Consider the following 17,921-nt stretch of genomic DNA (forward strand, 5'->3'; position numbering starts at 1 on the left):
CAAGGCGACTTTTGGCGATCGCGCCGCGCAAGACGTCCGCAGCCGTCGAGCGCGGCAGGTAAAAATGCAGTACTACGTTAGGAAGGAAGGGAAGAAATGGCAGTCATCGACTTTATCGTCAACATTCTGTCTACGCCGGCTATCCTCGTCGGCCTTCTCGCTCTCCTCGGCCTCGCGCTTCAGAAGAAGCCGATCGAGGACATTGTCATGGGCACCATCAAGACCATCGTGGGCTTCCTGGTTCTCACCGCCGGCTCCAGCTACCTGCAGTCCGGCTCCCTGCTCGCCTTCGGCGAGATCTTCAACTACGCCTTCTCCATGCAGGGCGTCGTGCCGAACAACGAGGCCGTCGTGTCCATGGCTCTGACCGACTTCGGTCAGGCCTCCGCACTCATCATGTGCGTGGGCATGCTCCTCAACATCGTGCTTGCTCGCTTCTCGCGCATGCACTACATCTTCCTCACCGGTCACCACACGCTCTACATGGCGTGCATGCTCGCCGTCGTGCTGAGCATCGGCGGCCTCGAGGGCTGGCAGCTCATCGTCGCTGGTGGCTGCGTCCTCGCCTTCATCATGGTGCTCTCCCCGGCCTACTGCCAGCCGACCTTCAAGAAGGTCACCGGCACCGACGGCGTTGCCCTCGGCCACTTCGGCGGCATCGGCTACGCCATCGCCGGTCAGGTGGGCAAGCTCTTCAAGGGTGGTAAGTCCACTGAGGACATCAACTTCCCGAAGCGTCTCATCTTCCTGCGTGACACCACGGTCTCCATCTCCATCACGATGATCGTCTTCTTCGTCGTCGTGACCGGCGTTGCCGTTGCCCGTGGCATCCTCTCCGCTGACCCGACGCAGTTCACCTACCTCAACGAGCTGCTCAACGTCGGCACCGAGACCCAGACCAACTGGGTCGTCTGGGCCTTCACCTCTGGCTGCGCCTTCGCTGGCGGCGTCTACATCGTCCTCTCCGGCGTCCGCCTGATCGTCGGCGAGATCGTCCCCGCCTTCAAGGGCATCGCCGAGAAGCTCGTCCCCGGCGCCATCCCCGCCATCGACTGCCCGGTTGCGTACCCCTACGCTCCTAACGCGGTCATCATCGGCTTCCTGGTCTCCTTCGCCGCTGGCGTTGTCGGCCTGTTCATCCTGTCTGCCATCGACGCCAACCTCGCTCCCGTTGCCCTGATTCTCCCCGGCGTTGTCCCGCACTTCTTCTGCGGCGCCACCGCTGGTGTCTTCGGCAACGCCGAGGGCGGCGTGAAGGGCTGCGTCGCGGGCGCCTTCGTCCACGGCCTGCTCATCACCTTCCTGCCGGCCATCTGCATGCCGGTCTTCACGAGCCTCGGCTTCACCTCCGCCACGTTCTCCGACGCCGACTTCTCCTGGCTCGGCATCCTGTTCGGCAACCTGGCTCAGGCCCTGCCCGGCTCCCCGCTCCTCATCATCTGCATCCTCTTCTTCGTCGCGCCGATCGTGTACAACTTCGTCGCCCCGAAGCACGAGGTCGCTGCTGAGTAGCATCTGCTGCGGAAGGGCTAGCTGGCAACCCGCCCTGTAAGCGAATGCCAGTCTGACCCGAATTTGTGTCACCTTACCGATTGCGGGGCTGGGGCTGCGGCTCTGGCCCCGCAATTGGGTACCATCGTTGTTAGTGCGCGGTATGTTCCGCGCGTAAAGCGTGCGGCGTGCCCAGGGGGGAACGCCGCGATACGAAAAGAGGAACCATGGAAGTCCACAAGATTATGTGCGCCTGCGGCTCTGGCCTCGGCTCCAGCCTTATGGTCGAGATGAACATCAACGACGTCCTCAAGAAGATGGGCCGTACCGACATCCAGGTCAGCCACTCCACCACCTCCGACGTCAAGCCCGGCGCTGCCGACCTGTTCGTCGTTGGCTGCGACCTCGCTGACTTCATCAAGGGTGTCCCTGAGGACTCCAAGGTCATCCTCAACAACATCGTTGACAAGAACGAGCTTCAGGAGAAGCTCACCGAGGCCTTCGCCCGCTAAGCCTTGTCTGTCGATCGCCTCGGTGATCGCACGCGCGAAGATATTCGCATTCGTCGCAGTCTCGCTGCGGCACTCTTTCCAGAGAAACGTGGCCCGGCATCGTTCGTACGGTACAAACGTGCGGCGATGCCGGGCTTCTTCTTTAGCTTCCTGGTGTGTCGTATGCTTTGGCTGTCAAATGTATGGCCAATGCAAACTTATCGATTCGCAGATTCGACGTGCCGTTTGGGGCACGCAGGAAAAGGAGATGCACATGGAAATCAATCGCATGATCGACCACACGCTGCTCAAGCCCAACGCCACGCGCGCCCAGATTGAGAAGCTCTGCGACGAGGCGCTCGAGTATCACTTTGCCTCCGTTTGCGTGAACACCTGCTGGGTGCCCCTCTGTGCCGAGAAGCTCGCCGGCAGCGACGTCAACACCTGCTGCGTCGTGGGCTTCCCCCTGGGTGCCATGCTTCCGGCTGCCATCGCCGAGGAGACCCGCATGGCCGTCGAGGCCGGTGCCGACGAGGTCGACATGGTCATCAACGTGGGATGGCTCAAGGACGGCGACTATGATGCCGTTCGTAACCAGATTGCTGGCGTCGTCAAGGCTGCCAACGGCAAGTGCGTGAAGGTCATCATCGAGGCCTGCCTGCTCACCGACGAGGAGAAGGTTAAGGCTTGCGAGCTCTCCGTCGAGGCCGGTGCAACGTTCGTGAAGACGAGCACGGGCTTCTCGACCGGCGGCGCCACGGTGGCAGACGTGGCCCTCATGCGCAAGACCGTGGGCGACAAGTGCAAGGTCAAGGCTGCCGGCGGCATCCACACCGCCGAGGAGGCCAAGGCCATGGTCGAGGCTGGCGCAGACCGCCTTGGCTGCAGCGCTGGCGTTCAGATCATGAGCGGCTGCTAGCTTTGCGCTCATAGACAAGAAGAGAGCCCCTCGCATCCGTCTGCGAGGGGCTCTTGTCGTATCCGGGTGTTCGCGTGGGCCAGGCCGCAGATTCAGGCTAGAACTTCACCTGTGGGGCCTGGGCGTCTGCGTCAGAGATCTCAAAGCCCTTCTTGGGGGCGCGGCCGCCAGCGAACAGGCTGCCGGGGAACGTCTGGATGGCGTTGTTGAACATGAGCACGCAGTCATTGAAGCTCTGGCGAGCGTAGACGATCTTGTTCTCGGTCTCCTCGAGCTGATTCTGGAGCTGCTGGAAGTTGGCGTTTGCCTTGAGCTCGGGGTAGCTTTCGGAGACGGCGAACAGCTGGCGGAGTGCTCCGGTGAGCACGTTGTTGGAGGCCATGACCTCGTCGGGCGTGGTGGCCTTCACAACGCCGTTGCGCGCGGCGATGACGGCCTCAAGCGTGCCAGACTCGTGGGAGGCATAGCCCTTGACGGTCTCCACGAGGTTGGGGATGAGGTCGGCGCGACGCTTGAGCTGGGCATTGATCTGGTCCCAGGCGTTGTCGCAACGATTGGACAGTCTCACGATGTTGTTGCTCAGGTGGATGCAGAACAGTGCGATCACGACGATGACCGCAACGACAATGACGATGCCGACGCCCATGGCGCTCTCCCTTCCGTAGTGCCGCCTTGTGCGGCGCGTGAGATGAGTATACCCAGCAAACGGTGCGTATCGAGAGCCTGCGGTGCGAGTGGTTCGCCTGGGCGCGCCACAAGAAAAGGCCCCGCCGGCGAACCGACGAGGCCTGTGCTCTCATGGCGGAGGAGGAGAGATTCGAACTCTCGAGACGGACGAGCCGCCCAACGGTTTTCAAGACCGCCGCATTCAACCGCTCTGCCACTCCTCCAGCAAAAACCAATTCTAACAGGCGCTCGGCCCTGCGGCTACGTGCGTTCTCCTAGTACTCCGGATTGGGATCCTCGATCTTGTCGACCTCCTGGAACGGGGCGAGCGTCGAGACCATCTTGACCACCTTGTCGTAGGGGTTGTTCACATAGTGGACCTCGCCCGGGCCGATGTGGATGAAGTCGCCCTCGCTGATGGTGTGGCAGACGCCGTCGACCACGATGTCCACCTTGCCCTCAAGGATGAAGAAGTTCTCCTCCATGACGTTGTGGTGGTGGGCCTGGAAGCTCTGGCCGGGCTGGAACTGCACGAGGGCGTAGTTCATGCGGGGGCCCTTCATCAGGTACTTGGGGCCAGAGTCACCAAAGCGGTACTCAAAGTCGTTCTCGTTGACGACAAACGTCTCTGCCATGATTGTTCTCCTTTGCTTATGCCCGCTTCAAGCGGGCCGTTCCTGGTTTCCTAGCGGCTAGCTGCGCTCGGGCCTACAGGCCGGGCGCGCGCCACATGCTCTTGGTGACGCCAGCCTCGCTCAGCTCGAACTGCTGCTTGTAGACCTTCTTCCACGTCTGATAGAGCTCCTCGTAGACGGCCGCGTTCTCCGGGTTGGGCTCGTAGGTGGTGTCGTACTTCACGACCTTGGCGGCACCCTCGGCCACGCTCGGGTAGATGCCCACGCCCGTGCCGGCGATGATCGCGGCGCCCAGGGCGGTGGCCTCCTTCACCACGGGAACCTTGACGCGCTTGCCCGTGACGTCGGCGACGATCTGGCTCCACAGCGGGCTCTTGGCCGCGCCGCCGCCAAACATGAGCTCCTCGGGCTCGTTGCCGGTTGCCTCGCGCACGAGCTCGATGTGGCCGCGGACGAGCAGCGCCGTGTTCTCGAGAATGGCGCGATAGAACGTGTACTTGTTGAACTTCTCGGGCTCGAGCTCGAAGTTGGTGAACGTCGGCGCGGCGTGAGTCCAGTGGATGTAGTTCATGATGTCGCTGAAGCAGCACACCATGCCATAGCTGCCGGCTGGGATGTTGGCGGCCTTCTCGTTCATGACGTCATAGACGTCGCGGCCTTCGGCCTTGGCCTGTTCCTTCTCTGCCTGGCAGAAGCCATCGCGGAACCAGCGCATGACGAGGCCGGGCTTGAACGCGAGGGCCTCGTACTGCCAGACGCCCGGTGTGGCGTGGCAGTTCACGCGCACGCGGCAGTCGGAGTCGGTCGCGGCGTTGTCGGTGTTGAACTCGTACTGCCAGAAGCTGCCGCCAAAGACGCCGGCCTGTCCGGGCAGGCACGCGCCCACGCCGATCATGCCAAGCTGGCAGTCGCCACCGCCAACGATGACGGGCGTGCCCTCGGCAAGCCCAGTGTCCGCGGCCCCCTTGGCGCTTACGGTGCCGGCGAGCTCGCCGCTCTCCTTGACGGGGCCAAAGATGTCGGTGCGCAGACCGCAGCGCTCGGCGATGCTCGGGTCCCAGTTGCGGGTCTCGAGGCTCATGATGCCGGTCGTCGAGCCGTTGGAGGGCTCAACGGCGAGCTCGCCGGTGAGCTTGTAGATGAGCCAGTCGTTGAACATGCCGATGCGGGCGGTCTTCTCGTAGACCTCGGGCATCTTGTTCTTGACCCACAGCAGGCGCGGCAGCGCGCCGAGGGCGTAGGTCTGGCCGCTCTCGCGGTACAGCTCGGCCTCAAGGTCGGGGTTCATGGCGATGAGCTCGCCCACCTCGTCGTTGCTGCGCGCATCGACGTTGGCGCAGGCCCAGATCTCCTTGCCGTCCTTGTCGTAGAGCAGGATGCCCTCGCGCATGCAGGTGGTCGAGACGGCGGCAATGTCGGAGGCGTCGATGCCCGTCTTGGCGAGGACCTCGCTCACGCACGTGCGCGCGAGCTCCCAGTTCGTGGTCCAGTCAAAGTCCATGCTGCCGGGCCATCGGGGATCCTCGTTGTGCGTCCACTCCTTCTGGACGCAGCCCACCTGGTCGCCTTCGGTGGAGAAGATGACAGCGCGCACGCTGCCGGTTCCCGCATCCATTGCCATGAGGTACTTTGCCATGCCGTCCATCTCCTAATTCGAACTCTCGTACTCGATTGCCGTGTTGGTGGGGGCCTCTCCGTAGGAGAGCAGTCCCCGTGCCGTGACCTCGTCGGTGACGAGGACATTGAGGTAGCCATGCTTGAGAACCGCGTTGATCGCGGGAATCTTCACCTTGCCGCCTGCGACGCCCACGACGTTGCGCATGCCCTGGAGCGTCTCGAGGCTCGTGCTCACGATGCGGTCCTCGATGTCGGTGTCGACGGGGTTGCCGTCTGCGTCGATGAAGTGGTTGAGGACGTCGCCCACCGCTCCCTGCATCTTGAGCAGTGCGAAGTCCGTCTTGCTCAAGATGCCGTTGCGGATGATCGTGGCCTCCTCGTCCATGCTGCCGATGCCCACGACCGTCATGTCCGCGTGGCTCGTCATGCGGTAGACGTCTTGGATGGCGGGCTCGCGCAGCAGGGCGTCTCGTAGGTTCTGCGAAGAGAGGATGAGCGGGGAGGGCGTGAGATAGAGGTGCATGGCGAACACCTCGGAGCTCACCTTGGGCAGGTAGTAGCTCACGCCGCCCGTGAGGCTCGCGACGTTGACGTCAGAGTGGCGCGTCGTGGCGAGGTTGTCGAGGATGCGCCCCGTCATGTCACCGTATCCGATGTTGAGGAAGCCGTCTGCGCGCAGGTGGTCTGCCACATACATGGAGGCGGCGCGCGCGATGCTGTTCATGAGGTCAGACTTGTGCGCCGGCGTGGGCACGATGAACGCGTCGTGAAGGCCGAACTTGGCAACGAGGTCGCGCTCGATCTCCATGCGCTCCTGGTCGTTCTGCCGGAACAGGAAGCGGATGATCCCCTCGCTGCGCGCCTCATCGAGCAGGCGGATGACCTTGCCTCGGGAGACTCCCATGAGGGCGGAGATCTGCTGCTGGGTGTAGTTCTCCATGTAGTAGAGCCACGTTGCCTTGAGCATGAGTTGGTACTCTTCGTCGGTCATGTCCTGCCTCCGTCCTTTGTTCGATAGGCTTGCATGTGTCGAACGCCCCGAGGTCTTGGCGGGTGTCCCCTGAGCGCGAATCACTTTTGTTCGGGCGATGAACAGATGTCAGCATCACGAACAAAAGTCTGAGTTAGCTATACAGCGACCAAAATGGGGTGTCAATCTCGTGGGGGCGAGAATCCCGTGAGGGGTCGCCTGGGCTAGGCGAATGCAATCGTCTCTGTTTCCGTTTGGGAAACTCGCACGTAAACGTTGGTGAATTCGGCTCAGGTCTGACGAAATATCCCTTAAATTATCCCGTTGATTTCCGGGCTGCCCGCGCTGGCTCGCATTCTGCCCTGGTCTCAATTGGGCCGAGAGCTCAAACCTGAAAACGGAACAATCGTCCGAGTGTCGTGCAAATTACCGTCCGCGTGCCAATTGCTACCGTTCGCTGTACGCGTAGTACGACCCCTCAAGATCAATAGATACCTTGGAATCGAAATCGACTGATTAGTCGTGTGCAGATCATTTGTCTCAAGGGGAGGGGAATCGAATGACCAACGAGACCCAGTCGTCGCCCGCAGCGGGCAGCGCCGACGCCCTCCGTGAGGTTGTCGAGGACATCAAGGGGCGCTCGAAGCTCCTGTCCGTCCACGACATCTACAAGTCGTTCGGAACGAACGCGGTCCTCAAGGGCATCAGCCTCGAGGTCGACCACGGAGAGGTGCTCGCCCTCATCGGCGGCAACGGCGCCGGTAAGTCCACGCTCATGAAGATCATCATGGGCATCTATTCCGCGGACAGCGGAGACGTTGTCATCGATGGCGACAAGGTGGACATCTCGAACCCGAAGGCCGCCCTCGCCCACAGCATCTATATGGTTCCTCAGGAGCCCATGCTGTTCCCGAACATGACCGTTCGCGAGAACATCACCATCGGCTTCGAGGAAAAGGCCAACGTCCTCAACGAGCGCCTCGAGAAGGTCATGGGCCAGACCGGCTGGCACATGGACCTCGAGCGCAAGGCCATGACGCTCTCCATCGCTGAGCAGGGCATGGTCGAGATCCTGCGCGGCCTCATGCGCAACCCCGAGGTGCTCATTCTCGACGAGCCCACCTCCGCGCTCACGTTCGACGAGGTCCAGAGCCTGTTCAACTGCGTGCGCGAGCTGCAGAAGCAGAACATCGGCATCATCTACATCACGCACCGTCTCGCCGAGGTGTTCGAGCTCGCCACGAGCGTCGCCATCCTTCGCGACGGCATCGTGGCCATGCAGGGCAACATCAAGGACTTCACGCGCGAGGACCTCGTCCGCGGCCTGCTTCCGCCGGATGCTTCTAACATCCGCTCGGACACCGCCGCGGCGGCACGTGCCATCGACTACGACGCGGACCCCGTGCTGGAGCTCCAGGGCTTCTCGGGCTATGGCTTCAAGGACGTCAACCTCAAGGTCTACCCCGGTGAGATCGTGGGTATGGCTGGTGTCGTGGGCGCCGGCCGCACCGAGATGGCCACGACCATCTTTGGCATGGAGAAGCCGCTTGGCGGCAAGGTCCTGCTCGACGGCAAGGACATCACGGGCAAGAGCACGGCTGACGTCATCAACGCCGGCATCAACTACGTGCCCGAGGACCGCTTTGCGGACGCTCTGTTCCGCATCCGCGACGTCTCCGAGAACACGACGAGCTCACTTCTGTGTGGCAAGCGCCTGGGCAACTTCCTCCTCAACTTCAAGAAGGAGGAGGAGATCTCCCAGCAGTACGTGAACGACTTCCGCACGAAGGTCACGGGCCTCGACCAGGAGGTTGGCGGCCTGTCCGGCGGCAACCAGCAGAAGATCATCATCGGCCGCATCTTTGCCTCCGAACCGCGCCTCGTCATTCTCGACGAGCCCACCCGAGGCATCGACGCAGCTGCCCGTGGCGACGTCTACGCGGTGCTCAACAAGCTTCGCGAGTCCGGCGTCTCCATCCTGCTCATCTCCTCAGACATGGAGGAGGTCGTCGAGCTCGCGGACCGTGCGGTCGTCATGTTCCAGGGTCGCATCAACAGCGAGTTCCAGAAGGCCGACATCTCGCAGGACAACCTCATGTCCGCGGCCTTCGGCGTCACCAGCGACAAGGGGGCGGTGTCGGCATGAGCCTAGACCGCCAGTTGGTTGGAAAGTCTCTGTCAGGCAACGATGTGAGGGAAGGGGTGTAATCGATGGAGAAGGTCAAGAAGCTTCTCAAGGCGCGCGAGCTCACGAGCCTGGTCTTCCTCATCGCGCTGTTCGTCATCGTTGGCGCGATGAACCCGATGTTCCTCGATCCGTCCAACGTCTCCGCGTGCTTCAACTCGTCCGTCGTCTACACGCTCGTCGCAGTTGGAATGGCCTTCGTGCTGTTCATTGGTGAGATTGACGTCTCGGTTGGCGCAAACCTCGGCCTCACGGCCGCCGTCGTGGGCACGATGCTGCGCGATGGCCAGTCGCTCGTTCTTGCCATCATCGTTGCCATCGTCATCGGCATCGTGATTGGCCTCATCAACGGCTGGGGCGTGTGCGTCATGGGAGCACCGTCGCTCATCTTCACGCTGGGCGTCAACGGCATCCTGCGCGGCCTCATCTACCTGTACACGAACGGCGCCTGGGTCGAGAACCTGCCCAAGTCGTTCAAGGACTTTGCCTCGGTGAACCTCATCGGATCGGTGTCCGTGTACTACTGCTGCATCATCGCGCTCGTCATCGTGATCCACCTCGTGCTGACCCGCACGCGTCAGGGCCGCTACTTCGTGGCCGTTGGTGACAACGCCCAGGGCGCCACGCTCGTTGGCCTGCCCACGTTCAAGACCAAGATGCTCGCGTACGTCATCTGCGCGGTCATGGCCTCCATCGGTGGCGTGATCTTCTGCAGCCGCATTGGCTTCGTGACCCCGATGAGCGGCAACGGCTACGAGATGAAGGCCATCGCGGCCTGCGTGCTCGGCGGCATCTCGCTCGCCGGTGGCGTCGGCTCCGTGATTGGCTCCGCCATCGGTGCCGTCATCATGTCCTCCATCAGCTACCTGCTCGTGTTCATGGGCTTCTCCTCCAACTACGACAACGCCATCACGGGCATCATCCTGCTCGTCATCGTCGTCATCGACGCCGTGATCCAGCACCGTAGCCTCGTCAAGAACAAGCACGACCGTCTGCTGGCCCGCGTCTCCCAGGACGCCCCGGCCCCCAGCGTCCAGGCCGAGAAAGGCGGTGAGGCGTAATGGATAAGGTCAAGAAGCTCCTCTCGAGGGGCCAGGCTAGCTGGAACCTCATCCTCATTGCCCTGCTCGTCCTCGAGTTCGTGATCTTCGGCGCGGCAAACCCCAAGTTCCTGCGCCCCCAGCTGCTCTTCACCGCGGTGAACGACAACCTCGCCGTGTTCATGCTGGCCCTGTTCGTCACGCTCGTCATGTGCACCGGCGGCATCGACATCCAGGTGGCGTCGCTCGTGGGCCTCACGTCAATCATCATCGGCGTGGCCTGGCAAGACTTCGGCTTCTCCATCTGGGGTGCGTGCGCCCTGGCAACCGTGGTCGTCTGCCTGTGCGGTGCCCTCTCGGGCTTCTTCATCGCCTACTGCAGGGTGCAAGCGATGGTCATCACCCTGGGCGGCAGCTTCCTGTACTCCGGTCTCGCCCTGCTCGTCTCCACGCTTTCCAGCACGGCGTCCTACGAGTCCATCAGCGGTTTCCCGGATGACTTCAAGTTCATCGCCAACTACCAGGTCGGTGGCGTGATCCCGTTCCAGATTCTCATCTATGCCGCAATGCTTGTCGTGGCGTTCATCCTGCTCCACAAGACCAAGTACGGCCGCAAGATCATTCTCACCGGCGTAAATCAGTCGGCTGCCGAATATTCCGGCATTCACACTCGCCGCGTGATAATGTCCACTTACGTTCTGAGCGCCCTGGCGGCCGCCATTGCCGGCATCGTTCTCACTGCGTACCTGGGGACTGCAAAGTCTGACCTCGGTGGCGACCTCACGATGGACATCATCACGGCCGTCGTCCTTGGTGGCACGCTCTCCACGGGTGGCAAGGGCTCGGTCATCGGCACGGCGCTCGCGTCGCTCGCCATCGCGCTTCTCCGCTTCGGTCTTCCTCTGTGCTTCAAGATCGGCACCCAGTATCTGGATATCCCGGTGGGCATCCTGCTCGTCGCGGTTATCGTCGGGCGTTCTGCAGCGACCAATACGGGAATCGTCCCGTGGCTGCGCTCGCTGTTCGCAAGGAAGGGTAGTTCTAAGGCAAGTGCCCAGTAAGGGGCAAAGAAAAGGGAGGTTCGTTATGAAGAACATGACTCGTCGCGGTTTCCTGAAGGTGGCTGGCGCTGGTGCAGCCGTCGCGGGCCTCGGCCTGGTCGGCTGCGGTGGCGGCTCCGGTTCCGCCGCTACGACCGCTGCTGCGAGCGGTGAGGCCGCTGGCGGCGACGTCGCCGGCAAGACCGTCGCCTTCATCCCGAAGATCACGGGCAACGCCTTCTTCGAGTCCGCCAACGACGGCGCTCAGAAGTATGCCAAGGACTGGGGCTTCACGGTTGATTACCTCGGCTCCTCCAGCGCCTCCGCATCCGACCAGGTCGGCATCATCAACCAGGCCGTCGCCAACGGCGTCGATGCCCTCTGCATCTCCACGGTTGACGCCGCTGGCGTCTCCGACGCCCTGAAGAAGGCCACGGATGCCGGCATCGTCGTCACCACCTGGGACTCCGACGCCCAGCCTGAGGATCGTACGCTCATGGTCTCCCAGGGCACGCCCGAGATTCTCGGCCAGATGCTCGTCGACATGTCCGTCGACGGCCTCAAGCAGCGCGGCAAGGATCCCAGCGCCGACAAGATCACCTACGCCTGGCACTACTCTCAGGCCACCGTCACCGACCAGAACTCCTGGCAGGTCGCCGCTGAGGCCATCATCAAGAAGGATTACCCGAACTGGGAGAACGTCCACCCCGACAACTACTACTCCAACCAGGACGCCGAGCAGGCCAAGACGGTTGGCGCCGCAGTGCTGAGCGCGTTCCCCGACATCGACCTGATCATCTGCAACGACTCCACCGCCCTTCCCGGCCAGCTCGCCGCTGCCGAGGACGCCGGCTATGACGCCCAGAAGATCACGATCACGGGCTTTGCCTCCCCGCAGTCCATCAAGTCCTACTGCGAGAACGGCACCATCTACAACTGGGGCCTCTGGGACTGCGCCGTCCAGGGAGCCATGGGCTGCTACGTCGCCGCCTATCTGGCCGCTGGCAACACCGTCAAGGTTGGCGACACCATCTCCATCCCGAGCATCGGTGACGTCAAGGTCGAGGCCAACGACTCCATCTCCGAGGGCGCCACGACCGGCGACGAGAACAACGGCGTCGTGCTCCTGCCCGAGCGTCTTGTCTTCACCAAGGACAACATGAACGACTACAACTTCTAAGTTGTATTGATCTGCGGCGGGGGTGCCGCGAAAACGGCGCCCCCGCTTCTGGTTCGCACGGGGCCGTTATCCCCGTGGTAACGTTCGCGTGCGAACCAGAGGCATTGGCTGCTCCCGGTTGGGGCGCAGCAAGGCGGTTCGACCGGCCTTATGCCGGATATCTGCAAACACCGTCACTATTACAGGCGTCTTCCCCAGGGGTGGGGGAGACACGGGGAAAGGAACCTGACACATGGCTGATCTGGATGGCCTCAAGGTCGCTCACGACTACCACGTCGACGAGCCGTTTGCCAACGACAAGGGCTTCTACGTCAAGGGTGCCAACAGCCTCGACTGGGGCATGAAGAAGCACCTCTCCAACATCTTTAACCCCAAGAGCGGCAACACCGTCATGTTCGCCTTCGACCACGGCTACTTCATGGGCGCCACGGCCGGCCTCGAGCGCCTCGACCTGCTCCTCCCGAAGCTCGCCCCCTACGTGGACTGCTTCATGGGCACGCGCGGCGCCATCCGCTCCTGCGTCCCGCCCGAGATTACGAAGGCCATCGCTCTTCGCACCACCTCCGGCTCCTCCATGCTCCAGAGCGATCTCTCTCACGAGTGCATCGCCGTTGACGTCGAGGACGCCATCCGCATGAACGCTGACTGCATGGCCGTTCAGACCTTCATCGGTGGCGACGGCCAGCTGTCCTCCATCGACAACCTGAGCCAGACCATCAACGCCGGCTTCCGTTACAGCATCCCGACGCTCGGCGTCTGCGCCGTGGGCAAGGACATGGAGCGCACCCCGCGCTTCTTCAAGCTCGCCACGCGCATCATCGCCGAGATGGGCTGCCAGATGGTCAAGACCTATGACTGCGAGGACTTCGAGGAGGTCGTGGCTGCCTGCCCCGTGCCCATCGTCGTTGCCGGCGGCAAGAAGCTCCCCGAGAAGGATGCCCTGCACCTCGCCTACGACGTCATCCGCAAGGGTGCCCACGGCGTTGACATGGGCCGCAACATCTTCCAGTCCACGCACCCCATCGAGATGGCCCAGTGCGTCAACAAGATCGTGCACGAGGGCTACACGGACGCCGAGGCCTGGGAGATGTTCCAGGACATCGCCAAGTAGCGTCTGTCTAGCACACGCATTGCAGCATCACGTGGCTCACACCCGTCTTAGGTGAGCCGCCTCCCGCGCCCGGAGCCCAGTTTCCCCCTTCCACTGGCTCCGGGCGCATTGTATGTTTGTGGCCTGGAGCTCGCGAGGGGAAGGACCTGGCTGGTGGGGAGCGGCATGACGGACGAGGACTACATGCGCCTGGCGCTTGAGGAGGCCAGGCTTGCGGCCGAGGAGGGCGAGGTGCCCATTGGCGCGGTTGTCGTGTGCGGCGGCGAGGCCATCGCCCGTGCTCACAACAGGCGCGAGACTGATCGGGACCCCTCTGCCCACGCCGAGTTCTCGGCCATGTGCATGGCGGCGCGCGCTCTCGACCGGTGGCGTCTCACCGGCTGCACGGTCTACGTGACGCTTGAGCCGTGTCTCATGTGCGCCGGCCTCATGGTGAACGCACGCATTGACCGCTGCGTCTATGGTGCGCCGGATCCCAAGGGCGGGGCGCTCGGCACGCTGTTCGACGTGAGCCATGACGAGCGTCTCAACCATGAGTTCGATGTGGCGTCTGGCGTCCTCGAGCAGGAGTGCGCCAACGAGCTGCGAAGCTTCTTCCGCGCGCGTCGCGCCAAGAAGAAGGGCCCCGGCGCGGCCGAGGCCCAAGGCTGCTGCTAGCTTGTGGATGGACGCTGCGCCGTTGCGCTCGGCCGCTTTAGTAGTGTCTGCCGTAGCGGCCGCCGCGAGGTCCGCGTCCACGGCTGCGGGAGCCACTGAACAGGCTGCGCGTGGGCTTTGAGGTGCTACGGCGCGCGTTCGGGACGATGCGCCCCTCCGCATAGTCGAAGCCCCCGAGGTCAAACAGCGGGATGAGCTTCTTGGTGAAGTACTCGATCTCTCGCAGGGGGCTCACCTCGTCGGGGGCCATGAAGGTGTAGGCCTGGCCCGTGGCGCCGGCGCGGCCCGTGCGACCGATGCGGTGAACGTAGTCCTCGGGGTCCATGGGAACGTCGAAGTTCACGACGGCGTCGATGCCAGAGACGTCGATGCCGCGACTCATGACGTCGGTGGCCACGAGCACGCGGATCTTGCCGTCGCGGAAGCGCTCGAGTGCGCGCTCGCGAGCCTTCTGCGGGCGGTCGGCGTGCATGACGTCCACCTTGACCCCGGCGTTCTTGAGCGTCTTGCATACGCCGTCGACGCGCATCTTCGTGCGGCAGAAGACAAGCACGCGCTCGAAGCTCTCCTGTTTCATGAGGGCCTCGAGCAGGGAGACCTTGTCGCCCTGTGTCACGGGGCAGAGGTGCTCGTCGACCGTGGCGGCCGTCTCGCCCGCGCGCGCGATCTCCACGACGTAGGGGTCGGGCAGCATGGCGTCCACGGTGCCCTTGATGCTTGGCGGAATCGTGGCCGAGAACAAAAGCGTCTGGCGGGTCTCGGGGCATGCCTTCACGATGCGGCGGACGCTGGGCCAAAAGCCCATGTCGAGCATGCGGTCCGCCTCGTCCAGGACGAGGACCTGAATGTCGCCGAGGTTGACGTGGTTGTGTTCCATGAGGTCGATGAGGCGTCCCGGCGTGGCCACGAGCAGGTCGCAGCCGGCGTCGAGCGCGCGGATCTGGCGGTCGAACTTGGCGCCGCCCATGACCACGACGGTGGTCTGGCCGGTCTTGGCACAGACCTCCTTCGTGACATCCTCGATCTGCGAGGCGAGCTCGCGCGTGGGAGTGATGACGAGGGCAAGGGGGCGGCCCGGCTTGGCAATCTTCTTGCTGTCGGCGATGCGCTGCAGCGTGGGTAGCGTGAAAGCGCAGGTCTTGCCCGTGCCCGTCTGCGCGCTGGCGAGGACGTCGCGCCCGTCGAGAACGGCGGGGATGGCGGCTGCCTGTACGGGGGTTGGCGTGGTGAAGCCAAGGGCATTGACCCCGGCGAGTATTTGCTCGTTTAGCCCGAGCTCGGCAAATGAAGTAGTCATACCCGCAAGTATGCAGCAACACGCCCGCTTATGCACGCGGTGACACTTGGGGATGGAATCAAGCTGTCGCCGCGTGCCCCGTCCCACTCTCCCCAATGCCCCAAAGAAGTGCCCCGGTTCCCGAGAGGGGAGCCGGGGCACTGGCGTGCCGAGTCTGTCTTGCGTTGTTTAGAACACCGGGATGACGGAGCCCTTGTACTGCTCCTCGATGAACTTGCGAGCGGTGTCCGAGGTCAGGGCCTTGATGAGGGCCTTGGTCTTCTCGGAGTTCTCATCGCCCTTGCGAACGGCAACGATGTTGGCGTAGGTCTGGGCGGCCTCGGAGTCGGCGCTCTCGCTGGCGAGCGTGGCGCTCGTGTCGAGACCGGCGGACAGGGCGTAGTTGCCATTGATCACGGCGAAGTCGGAGTCCTCGAGCGAGCGGGGAACGGCGGCGGCCTCAACCTCGACGAGCTGGATGTTGTGCGGGTTCTCCTCGATGTCGTTGGCCGTGGCCTCGAGACCCACGCCGTCCTTGAGCTTGATGACGCCCTGGTCCTGGAGCAGCAGCAGCGCGCGGGCCTCGTTCGTGGCGTCGGAGGGAACGGCGATCTTGGCGCCATCGGGCACGTTGTTGATGTCGGAGCTCTTGCCCGCGTACAGGCCCATCGGCTCGAAGTGGATGGCGCCGGCGCTCACGAGGTCGGTGCCGTTCTCGTCGTTGTAGTTCTCGAGGTAGGGGAGGTGCTGGAAGTAGTTGGCGTCGAGATCGCCGGCGTCAAGGGCAACGTTGGGCTGCACGTAGTCGTTGTACTCGACGACCTTGAGCTCGTAGCCCTCGCTCTTGAGCTCGTCGGCCACGGCGTTGAGGATCTCTGCGTGGGGCGAGGGGGAGGCGCCCACGGTGATGACATTGTCCTCGGAGGAGCCGGAGGCGGCTGCGGTGGTGGCTGCGCTGCCGGAGTTGCCGCCGCACGCGGTGAGCGCGAGGGCGAGGCCGGCGACAGCGGCGATGCCGGCGAGCGGCTTGAGGTGCTGCTTGAGAGACATGGCGATTCCTTTCCATCTGTCTGTGATTGCGAGATTTAGCTATAGGTAGCCCCGGCCCGCCCGTACGAGCGGGGCAAATCCCCTGGGTTTTGCCGGGATGCCCGGCCTGTGCGCGAGACGCGCGGGAGACGTGGCGCCCCGCTAGGAGCGCATTCGCTTGTCGCAGAGCTTGACGAGCAGGTTGCACACGGTCTGGATGACCTGCACCATCACGATGAGGATGATGACGGTGGCAACCATGACGTCGTCCTGATAGCGCTGGTAGCCGTAGCGGATGGCGATGTCACCAAGTCCGCCGGCGCCCACCGTGCCGGCCATGGCCGTGTAGCCCAAGATCGTGATGATGACGATGGGCAGGCCGCGAAGCAGGCTGGGAAGGCCCTCGCGCAGGTAAACCTTCGTGATGATCTCCCAGGTGGAGGCACCCATGGAGCTTGCCGCCTCCACGAGGCCGCGGTCAACCTCGGCCTCGGACGACTCGACCATGCGCGCCACGAACGGCGCGGCGGAGACGATGAGTGGAAACACCGCCGCGGGAACGCCGAGCGTGGTACCCACGACGGCGCGCGTCACGGGGATGAGGAACAGCAGCAGGATGATGAACGGCAACGAGCGCGCCATGTTCACGATCCAGCCGATGACGGCGTAGGCGACGCGGTTGGGACGCAGCCCACCCGGCGCGAGCACCGTGAGCAGCGTGCCGAGAATGACGCCGATGATGTAGGCTCCCAGCGTGGAGGCAAGCACCATGAGGGCGGTGTCGACCGTTCCCTGGGCGAGGAGCGCCCCGTACTTGTCGAAGAAAGCGGCGAAGTCCATTAGCGACCCTCCCCCTCGAACTGAAGCAGCGCGCGCGTGACGTCTGCCTGCGGGTTGCTGAAGATCTCCTCCGCGGTGCCCTGCTCGACCACATGGCCGTGATCCATGACGACGACGTGGTTGCAGATGCGGCGGGCAACGGCGAGCGAGTGGGTGATGAGCACGATCGTGACGCCGAGCTCCCTGTTGATCCTGCCAAGCAGGTCGAGGACCTGGCTCGTCGTGAGCGTGTCGAGGGCGCTCGTGGCCTCGTCGCACAGGAGCGTCTTGGGACTCGTCATGAGCGCGCGGGCGATGGCCACGCGCTGCTGCTGGCCACCGGAGAGCTGCGAGGGGTATGAGCCCTCCTTGCCCTCGAGGCCCACGAGTGCGAGGAGCTTGCGGGCGCGCTCGGGCGCCTCTGCGCGCGAGACCCGCTTGCCCGTGCTTGCGAGCGTGGCGGGGAAGATGACGTTGTCGAGCACCGTGCGCTGCTCGAACAGGGAGAAGCGCTGGAAGATCATGCCGATGTCGGCACGCAGCTCGCGCAGGTCCCTGCCGCGCAGGCTCGTGACGTCGTGGCCGTCGATGACAACCGAGCCGCTCGTGGGCTGCTCGAGAAGGTTGATGCAACGCACGAGTGTGGACTTGCCGGCACCGGACTCGCCGATGATGCCGAAGATGTCGCCAGAGCCGATGCTCAGTGTGACGTCATCGATGGCGTGGAAGGGGCCGGCGGGCGTGTCGTAAACCTTGGATATGTTAGTCAGCTCGATCATGCGGACGAGTATATCA

At 63.4% G+C, this 17,921-nt stretch carries 17 protein-coding genes and 1 tRNA gene; 9 read left to right on the top strand and 9 right to left on the bottom strand.

Features of this window, described 5'->3' with window-relative positions; translation table 11 throughout:
- Positions 1 to 96: 96 nt before the first annotated feature.
- From Pcatena_RS00320 to deoC, 3 genes are all read left to right on the top strand, one after another.
- Entirely contained in the window at positions 97 to 1,512 is a 1,416-nt protein-coding gene (locus Pcatena_RS00320; RefSeq protein WP_126420599.1) for a PTS ascorbate transporter subunit IIC, read from the top strand.
- Positions 1,513 to 1,718: 206 nt separating this feature from the next.
- On the top strand, positions 1,719 to 2,003 hold the full coding sequence (locus tag Pcatena_RS00325; protein WP_126420601.1) for a PTS sugar transporter subunit IIB: 285 nt from the start codon (positions 1,719 to 1,721) through the stop codon (positions 2,001 to 2,003).
- Between the two features lie 253 nt (positions 2,004 to 2,256).
- Positions 2,257 to 2,901: a deoxyribose-phosphate aldolase gene (gene deoC, locus Pcatena_RS00330; RefSeq protein WP_126420603.1), complete on the top strand. Its 645-nt coding sequence runs from the start codon at positions 2,257 to 2,259 to the stop codon at positions 2,899 to 2,901.
- Between the two features lie 97 nt (positions 2,902 to 2,998).
- Here deoC and Pcatena_RS00335 read toward each other — a convergent pair whose 3' ends face one another.
- From Pcatena_RS00335 to Pcatena_RS00355, 5 genes are all read right to left on the bottom strand, one after another.
- Entirely contained in the window at positions 2,999 to 3,547 is a 549-nt protein-coding gene (locus Pcatena_RS00335; RefSeq protein WP_126420605.1) for a LemA family protein, read from the bottom strand.
- 153 nt (positions 3,548 to 3,700) lie between these two features.
- Positions 3,701 to 3,791 (bottom strand) — tRNA-Ser (locus tag Pcatena_RS00340).
- 51 nt (positions 3,792 to 3,842) lie between these two features.
- The gene (locus Pcatena_RS00345) at positions 3,843 to 4,202 is read right to left on the bottom strand and encodes a cupin domain-containing protein (protein WP_126420607.1); all 360 of its coding nucleotides are present in this window, start codon (positions 4,200 to 4,202) and stop codon (positions 3,843 to 3,845) included.
- Positions 4,203 to 4,275: 73 nt separating this feature from the next.
- Positions 4,276 to 5,838 (bottom strand): autoinducer-2 kinase, encoded by a 1,563-nt coding sequence (lsrK, locus tag Pcatena_RS00350; RefSeq protein WP_126420609.1) that lies wholly within the window; start codon positions 5,836 to 5,838, stop codon positions 4,276 to 4,278.
- A gap of 12 nt (positions 5,839 to 5,850) precedes the next feature.
- Positions 5,851 to 6,810, bottom strand: coding sequence for a sugar-binding transcriptional regulator (locus Pcatena_RS00355; protein ID WP_126420611.1), 960 nt, complete (start codon positions 6,808 to 6,810; stop codon positions 5,851 to 5,853).
- 538 nt (positions 6,811 to 7,348) lie between these two features.
- Here Pcatena_RS00355 and Pcatena_RS00360 point away from each other — a divergent pair.
- From Pcatena_RS00360 to tadA, 6 genes are all read left to right on the top strand, one after another.
- On the top strand, positions 7,349 to 8,935 hold the full coding sequence (locus Pcatena_RS00360; RefSeq protein WP_126420614.1) for a sugar ABC transporter ATP-binding protein: 1,587 nt from the start codon (positions 7,349 to 7,351) through the stop codon (positions 8,933 to 8,935).
- Positions 8,936 to 9,000: 65 nt separating this feature from the next.
- On the top strand, positions 9,001 to 10,035 hold the full coding sequence (locus Pcatena_RS00365; protein WP_126420616.1) for an ABC transporter permease: 1,035 nt from the start codon (positions 9,001 to 9,003) through the stop codon (positions 10,033 to 10,035).
- Positions 10,035 to 11,075 carry an ABC transporter permease gene (locus tag Pcatena_RS00370; protein WP_126420618.1) on the top strand — a complete coding sequence of 347 codons (1,041 nt, stop codon included), beginning with the start codon at positions 10,035 to 10,037 and terminating at the stop codon, positions 11,073 to 11,075. Before Pcatena_RS00365 ends, Pcatena_RS00370 begins: the two co-directional genes overlap by 1 nt.
- A gap of 25 nt (positions 11,076 to 11,100) precedes the next feature.
- Positions 11,101 to 12,234 (top strand): substrate-binding domain-containing protein, encoded by a 1,134-nt coding sequence (locus tag Pcatena_RS00375; RefSeq protein ID WP_126420620.1) that lies wholly within the window; start codon positions 11,101 to 11,103, stop codon positions 12,232 to 12,234.
- Between the two features lie 232 nt (positions 12,235 to 12,466).
- Entirely contained in the window at positions 12,467 to 13,345 is an 879-nt protein-coding gene (gene lsrF, locus Pcatena_RS00380; protein ID WP_126420622.1) for a 3-hydroxy-5-phosphonooxypentane-2,4-dione thiolase, read from the top strand.
- A 165-nt stretch (positions 13,346 to 13,510) separates the two neighbouring features.
- Complete coding sequence (tadA, locus tag Pcatena_RS00385) at positions 13,511 to 14,002, top strand: tRNA adenosine(34) deaminase TadA (RefSeq protein WP_126420624.1); 492 nt, start codon at positions 13,511 to 13,513, stop codon at positions 14,000 to 14,002.
- Between the two features lie 37 nt (positions 14,003 to 14,039).
- On the opposite strand, the gene Pcatena_RS00390 is transcribed toward tadA, so the two are convergent.
- The 4 genes from Pcatena_RS00390 to Pcatena_RS00405 all read right to left on the bottom strand — a co-directional run bounded on the left by Pcatena_RS00390 (position 14,040) and on the right by Pcatena_RS00405 (position 17,905).
- Positions 14,040 to 15,299: a DEAD/DEAH box helicase gene (locus tag Pcatena_RS00390; RefSeq protein WP_126420627.1), complete on the bottom strand. Its 1,260-nt coding sequence runs from the start codon at positions 15,297 to 15,299 to the stop codon at positions 14,040 to 14,042.
- 168 nt (positions 15,300 to 15,467) lie between these two features.
- A complete protein-coding gene (locus tag Pcatena_RS00395) occupies positions 15,468 to 16,328 on the bottom strand; it encodes a MetQ/NlpA family ABC transporter substrate-binding protein (protein WP_126420628.1) in 861 nt (286 codons plus the stop codon).
- Positions 16,329 to 16,469: 141 nt separating this feature from the next.
- Positions 16,470 to 17,147, bottom strand: coding sequence for a methionine ABC transporter permease (locus Pcatena_RS00400; RefSeq protein ID WP_126420630.1), 678 nt, complete (start codon positions 17,145 to 17,147; stop codon positions 16,470 to 16,472).
- A complete protein-coding gene (locus tag Pcatena_RS00405; protein ID WP_126420632.1) occupies positions 17,147 to 17,905 on the bottom strand; it encodes a methionine ABC transporter ATP-binding protein in 759 nt (252 codons plus the stop codon). The genes Pcatena_RS00400 and Pcatena_RS00405 overlap by 1 nt, the downstream gene beginning before the upstream one ends.
- Between the last annotated feature and the right edge of the window lie 16 nt (positions 17,906 to 17,921).

This window comes from Parolsenella catena (genome assembly GCF_003966955.1).
Classification (GTDB): Bacteria; Actinomycetota; Coriobacteriia; order Coriobacteriales; family Atopobiaceae; genus Parolsenella; species Parolsenella catena.